The sequence below is a fragment of the Streptomyces sp. SID1328 genome, assembly GCF_009865595.1.
Classification (GTDB): domain Bacteria; phylum Actinomycetota; class Actinomycetes; order Streptomycetales; family Streptomycetaceae; genus Streptomyces; species Streptomyces griseoluteus.
Window position 1 is genome coordinate 1 of sequence record NZ_WWKH01000607.1, and the last position, 6,070, is coordinate 6,070.

Genomic DNA, 6,070 nt, shown 5'->3' on the forward strand with positions numbered 1-6,070 from the left:
CACCGGAAGCCGGGGCACCCGCAGCCGCAGCCGGGCGGCGAGCCGGGCCGGCCGGTCGGCACCGGCGGCGACCAGCAGGGGCGCGCCGGAGAGGGCGTAGAGGACGTACCGGTCGACGTAGAGCGGGGAGAGCCGCGAGGCCAGCATCAGGGCGGCGGGCGGCACCACGGCGAGCGGCAGGCCGACCCGTGCGCAGGTCAGCCGTCCCGGTGGCCCGGCGAGTCCGGCCAGGCCCAGCAGGGCGAGCACCAGGCAGGTCCAGTACACGCCCTCGCCCGGTCCGAGGAACCAGCGCAGCAGGCTCTCGGCGGTGGCCCAGGTCGGCGGGCGGACCCAGGCAAGCTGGGCGGACTGGGCGTGCGAGACCAGGATCATCGGCAGCAGGGTGAGCACCACAAGCCCGGCCGCGCCCCCCCAGCCCCGCCACACCCGCGCGCCGACGCGGGCGAGCGCGAGGGAGGCCCCGTGGGCGAGGAGCAGCAGCACGGCGAACTCGTGCAGCCAGCAGGTGACCGCGAGGACCGTGCCGTAGGCCCGCCAGGCGCCGGTGCGCACCCCGCGGACGAACAGCAGGGTCGCGCCGGTGGCGGCCGCGGCGACGAGCGCGTACGAGCGGCCCTCCTGGGCGTAGTGGCCGGCCAGCGGCGAGACGGCGTACAGCAGTCCGGCCCACAGGCCGACGCGCGGTCCGGCGAGCCGGACGCCCAGTTCGCCGACGAGGGCGGCGGTGACGGCCGCCGCGCCCACCGAGGGCAGCCGGAGCACCACCTCGTCCGGGTGAACCGCGAGGACGGCGTGCATCAGCAGGTAGTACAGGCCGTGCACCGCGTCGACGCCGTGCAGCAGTTGCCAGATCTGCGGCACCGAGCGGCGGGCGACCTGGAAGGTGACGGCCTCGTCGCGCCACATCCCGCCCCGGTCCACCCCCCACAGCCCGAGCCCGAGCATCACCAGCGCGGGCAGGCACACGGGCGCGCCCCACCGGACGCGCCACGGCACCCCGCCGATCCGCTCCGCGCCCGCGCCGCCCGGCACGACCGCCGTTCTTCCAGCCGCTCGGGGCGGCTGCGTTTCCACCAGAGGCCCGACGTCCACCACGGCCCGATCTTTTGCGATGAGACAGTCTTTTCCGATCATTGACGGCGTATCGGCAGAGATACACCATCCGCGCGGATTAGGCTCCCACGCGATGAACCGTCTCCGTGTCACCTCCGGTCCGGTCCTCGCCCTCGTCGCCGGCTGGCTCGCCACCCGCGCGCTGATGCTGGGGCTCCTCGTCCTCGGCTCGGCGCACGTGCTGGGCGGCGGCTCGGTGTCGCGCGAGGTGTGGCGGCTGTACTTCCACTGGTACGGCGTCCTGTCGCACGGCACGTTCCCCGCGCACGACACGCTCTGGCAGTACCCGCCCGGCGCGGGGCTGGTGCTGCTGGCGCCGGGGCTGCTGCCGGGGCTGTCGTACTTCGAGGCGTTCGTGCTGCTGACGCTGGTGGCGGACGCGGCCGTCGCGGTGGCGCTGGCCGTCGCCGGGCGGCGCACCGGACGCAGTCTGCGCGGCGCCGCGCTCTGGGTGGGCGGGCTCCCACTGCTGCTGCACATGCCGCTGGCACGCTACGACGTCCAGGTCACCGCGCTCGGTGTGGCCGCCCTCCTGGCGCTCGGCCGGTCGCCGCGCACGGCCGGGGTGTTCGGCGCGCTCGGCGCGGTGGTGAAGGTCTGGCCCGCCCTGGTGCTGCTCGGCGTGTCACGCGGACGGGCGACCCGCTCGGCGTGGTCGTGGGCGACGGCGGCCGGCTGCGCCTCCCTCACGGTGCTGGCGCTGCTGTTCGCCAACCCCTTCGCCTTCCTGCGCGAACAGGGTGATCGGGGCGTCCAGCTGGAGTCGCTCGGCGGCACCGCGCTCAACCTCGCCCGGCACGCGGGCTGGTCCGGCACGGTGCGCTACCAGTACGGCTCGATGGAGCTGGTCGGCCCCCACGTGCACACGGTCGCCACCGTCTCCCTGGCGCTGACGGTGGCCGCCTTCGCGCTGCTGGTGGTGTGGCGGCTGCGGGCCCGGCACTTCTCCCCGGCGACCCCGTACGACGCGGCGCTCACCGCGGTGCTGCTGTTCACCGTCACCAGCCGGGTCATCAGCCCCCAGTACCTGATCTGGCTGCTGGGCCTGGGCGCCGTCTGCCTGACCTCGCGGCACACCCGCCAGCGCCCGGTGGCCCTGCTGATCCTCATCGCCACCGGGGTGAGCACCCTGGTGTTCCCGATGAACTACGGCGCGGTCATCGACGGCACCTGGCCGGGCTGTCTGCTCATCCTGGCCCGTAACGTATTGCTGCTGGCCGCCGCCGTGCTGTCCTTCGTCCGGTTGTGGCAGTCCACCCGGCCCCCGGCCAACGTGCCCGCGAGCCGCGCCCTGCCCAAGCCCGGCCGGGTCCCGGACCGTGCCCTGACCGGCTCCTGACGGCCCGGCAGCGACCATGGACCCCATGTCCGAAGCCCCCCGGGTCGCCGTCGTGGTCATCGGCTACGACGACGCCGCCCATGTCACCGACGCCGTGCGCTCCGCGCTGGACCAGGGTCCGGCGGTGGGCGAGGTCGTCGCGGTGGACGACCGCTCCACCGACGGCAGCGCCGAGATCCTGGACCGGCTCGCGGCCGGCGAGCCCCGGCTGCGGGTGATCCGGCACGCCGTCAACAGCGGCGGCTGCGGCACCCCGCGCAACACCGGCACCGACGCGGTGACCCTGCCGTACGTGATGTTCCTGGACAGCGACGATCTGCTGCCGCCCGGCGCGGTGGACGCGCTGCTGCGGGCGGCGACGGAGACCGGGGCCGAGGTGGCGGCCGGGCTGTGCGTGCGCCGGGAACTGCCCTCGGGCCGCGAACATCCCTGGCAGTCCGGCCTGTTCGCGGAGGGGGCACTGATCGGGCACCCCGCCGACCACCCGCACCTCGTCCACGACACCCTGTGCGTCAACAAGCTGTACCGCACCGACTTCCTCCGGGTGAACGGCATCCGCTTCCCCGAGGGCCGCTACCTCTACGAGGACTTCGTCTTCACCGCCCGCGTCCTCGCCGCCGCCCCCCGCATCGCCCTCGTCCCGGACCTCGTGTACGTCTGGCACGTCCGCCGGGCCGCCGAACAGCTCTCGCTCTCCCTGAACCGGGAGCACATCGGCAACTGGCACGCCCGCACCCGCGCCTGCGCCGAGACGTACGAGATCCTGCGGGGGGCCGGGGAGACGGAACTGGCGCGGGCGGCGCGGGCGAAGTTCCTCGACCACGAACTGCGCATGTACCTGCGCGAACTGAGCCTGCGGGACCCGGAGTACCGGCGTGCCTGGTGGGCGCACACCCGCGGCTACCTCGCCGGGTACGACGCCGAGGACTGGGCGCACGACCCCGCCGCACCCGGCACCCTGCTGGGCCGGTTCGTGCTGGTGTCCCCCGAGCCGCACGACCTGCCCCGGCTGCGTGAACTGGCCGCCCGCCCGGCCCGCCTGCTCCCCCCGTACGCCCGCACCCCCGAGGGCACCCCCGTCTGGTCGGACGCGCATCCGGGCGTCGACCTGACCCCGCTGCTGACCTGCCCCACCGAGGCGCTGCCCTGCGCGATGGACGCCGAACTGCTCCCGCACGCCCGCGGCGCCCGGCTCCGGCTGCGCCTGCACGAGCTGTACGACCGCCTCGCCGAGGCGGGCCCGCTGGCGGTGACGGCCCGCTGGCACGACCGTACGACCGGCCGCCCGGTCCGGCACATCACGCTGCCCCTGGTCCGGGCGCCGAACGGCACCTGGACAGCCGAGGCGGCCGTCGACCTGCACGCGCTGGGCGCGGGCGTCTGGGACCTGTGCCTCACCGTCCACTTCAAGGACGGCGCCCACCGGGACATCACCGCCCACGCCCGCACGGACAGCCCCCACCTGCGCAGACGCGCGCTGCCCAGCCCACGCCACCTGGTGCTGCTGGCCCACCCGTACGCCACCCACTCCGGGGCCCTGTCCCTGCGCGTGGCCACCGGCCCGGCGGGGGCGGCGCGGGTGGCGCGCGGGCGGCTGCGGAGGCTGATCGGGGGCTGATGGGGGGCTAGAGCGCCTTCAGCGCGCCCGCCGTCGCCTTCGCCAGGTTCGCCAAGTAGCCCTTGGGCAGCTTCGGGCTGCGGATGATCACCGCACGCCAGTAGAGCGGGCCGGAGATCAGGTCGAGGGCGAGGTCCAGGTCGAGGTCCGCGCTCACCTCGCCCCGCTCCCGCGCCGCCGCCACGATCTTCGACGCGACCCCGTCCTGCCCGTCCCGCACCGCCTTCTGGAGGGTCTCGGCCATCTCCGGGTTGCGGGCGGCCTCCGCCTGGAGGTCGGGGATGATCTGCGAGGCCACCGGGTGGCGCAGGGCGCGCGACATCACCTCGTACAGCAGCCGGAGGTCGCCCTCCAGGGAGCCGGTGTCCGGGGCGGGGAGGCCGAGGACCGCCATCGCGGAGACCACGTCCAGCACCAGGTTGAGCTTGGAGCGCCAGCGCCGGTACACCGCCGTCTTGCCGACGCCGGCCCGGCGCGCGATGCCCTCGATGGACATCCGCGCGTACCCCACGGCGGCCAGTTCCTCGAAGACGGCCGCGCGGATCGCCTCCGTCACGTCCTCTCGGAGCACGGCGGCCCCGGCCGGGGCCCGGCGCGGGCGCGCCGGGGGTTCGTCGGCGTTGGTCGTCATGCCCACCAGCATAGGCGGGACGACGCAACGGTTGCGTTCCGTCGTCGGATGGGCCTACTCTCCCGTTACGACGATACGGTCCCGTCCCGACGTAAGTAAACGGACGGGAAAGCACGCGGAAACGGCGGGCAACGGCCGGACCGCGTTTCCCCCACCACCCGATTCGAAAGCAGCGGATGTGAGCCAGGTCCTCGACGCACCGCCCCCGATGCAGGTTCCGGCCGACGGCGACCTGGCGGCACTGGCCGCCCGGCACGGCCTGACCGTCAGTGGCGCCCGCCCCTCCGTACCGGCGTACGTCCGGCAGCTCTGGGACCGGCGGCACTTCATCACCGCCTTCGCCACCGCCAAGCTGACCGCGCAGTACAGCCAGGCGAAACTCGGCCAGCTCTGGCAGGTGATGACCCCGCTGCTGAACGCGGCGGTCTACTACTTCATCTTCGGCGTGCTGCTGGGCACCAAGCGCGGGGTCGCCGACTTCATCCCGTTCCTGGTGACGGGCGTGTTCGTGTGGACGTTCACGCAGAGCTCGATCATGGCCGGCACCCGCGCCATCTCCGGCAACCTCGGCCTGGTGCGGGCGCTGCACTTCCCGCGCGCCGCACTGCCGATCTCGTTCTGCCTCCAGCAGCTCCAGCAGCTGCTGTTCTCGATGCTGGCGCTGGTCGCGATCATCCTCTGCGTGGGCGTGCCGGTCTCCGCGTCCTGGCTGCTGGCGCTGCCCGCACTGGTCCTGCAGTTCGTGTTCAACGCGGGTGTGTCGATGGTGCTGGCCCGCATGGGCGCCAAGACCCCGGACATCGCCCAGCTCATGCCGTTCCTGCTGCGTACCTGGATGTACGTGTCCGGCGTGATGTGGAGCATCGACCAGCACACCAAGGACCAGCCGCGGGTGATGTCGCTGCTGCTGGAGTACAACCCGGCCGCGCTCTACATCGACCTCATGCGGTTCGCGCTGATCGACAGCTTCGGCGCCGACAAGCTGCCCCCGCACGTGTGGCTCGCGGCGGCCGGCTGGGCGGTCGCCGCCGGGATCGGCGGCTTCATCTACTTCTGGAAGGCTGAGGAGACCTACGGCCGTGGCTGAGCAGACCATCTCCCCCGTCCCGGCCCCGCAGGACGCGAGTGCCGAGCGGGTCCCCACCGTCGTCGCCGACCGCGTCGACATCGTCTACCGGGTCAACGGCACCGGCGCGGGCCGGGGCTCGGCCACCGCCGCCCTCAACCGCATCCTGCGCCGGGGCAAGGCCGAGAAGGCGGCCGGGGTGCGCCGGGTGCACGCCGTGAAGAAGGTGTCCTTCGTCGCCCACCGGGGCGAGGCGATCGGCCTGATCGGCTCCAACGGCTCCGGCAAGTCCACCCTGCT

Annotated in this window: 6 protein-coding genes; 4 read left to right on the plus strand and 2 right to left on the minus strand. The window is 73.9% G+C overall.

The genetic code is table 11. The features are described from left to right. Positions 1-948: glycosyltransferase family 39 protein (locus GT030_RS19485; RefSeq protein ID WP_237522674.1), on the minus strand; the 948-nt coding region annotated here is incomplete at its 3' end. A gap of 241 nt (positions 949-1,189) precedes the next feature. On the opposite strand from GT030_RS19485, the gene GT030_RS19490 reads away from it, so the two are divergent. Together GT030_RS19490 and GT030_RS19495 are read left to right on the plus strand one after the other, a co-directional pair. Beyond that, complete coding sequence (locus GT030_RS19490) at positions 1,190-2,455, plus strand: glycosyltransferase 87 family protein (RefSeq protein WP_161202194.1); 1,266 nt, start codon at positions 1,190-1,192, stop codon at positions 2,453-2,455. Positions 2,456-2,480: 25 nt separating this feature from the next. Then, positions 2,481-4,073: a glycosyltransferase family 2 protein gene (locus GT030_RS19495; protein WP_161202195.1), complete on the plus strand. Its 1,593-nt coding sequence runs from the start codon at positions 2,481-2,483 to the stop codon at positions 4,071-4,073. Between the two features lie 7 nt (positions 4,074-4,080). Here the strand turns inward: GT030_RS19495 and GT030_RS19500 are convergent, their stop codons facing one another. Continuing rightward, on the minus strand, positions 4,081-4,704 hold the full coding sequence (locus GT030_RS19500) for a TetR/AcrR family transcriptional regulator (RefSeq protein WP_135788705.1): 624 nt from the start codon (positions 4,702-4,704) through the stop codon (positions 4,081-4,083). Positions 4,705-4,882: 178 nt separating this feature from the next. Between GT030_RS19500 and GT030_RS19505 the strand changes: the two genes are divergently transcribed. Beyond that, positions 4,883-5,791 (plus strand): ABC transporter permease, encoded by a 909-nt coding sequence (locus tag GT030_RS19505; RefSeq protein ID WP_161202196.1) that lies wholly within the window; start codon positions 4,883-4,885, stop codon positions 5,789-5,791. Beyond that, the coding region (locus GT030_RS19510) for an ATP-binding cassette domain-containing protein (protein ID WP_346009687.1) at positions 5,784-6,070 on the plus strand (287 nt) is incomplete at its 3' end. The genes GT030_RS19505 and GT030_RS19510, both read left to right, overlap by 8 nt.

Excerpts from the sequence above, each read along its gene's own strand:
- GT030_RS19490 (WP_161202194.1), top strand. The coding sequence starts at position 1,190 with ATGAACCGTCTCCGTGTCACCTCCGGTCCGGTCCTCGCCCTCGTCGCC.
- GT030_RS19500 (WP_135788705.1), bottom strand. The coding sequence starts at position 4,704 with ATGACGACCAACGCCGACGAACCCCCGGCGCGCCCGCGCCGGGCCCCG.
- GT030_RS19495 (WP_161202195.1), top strand. The coding sequence starts at position 2,481 with ATGTCCGAAGCCCCCCGGGTCGCCGTCGTGGTCATCGGCTACGACGAC.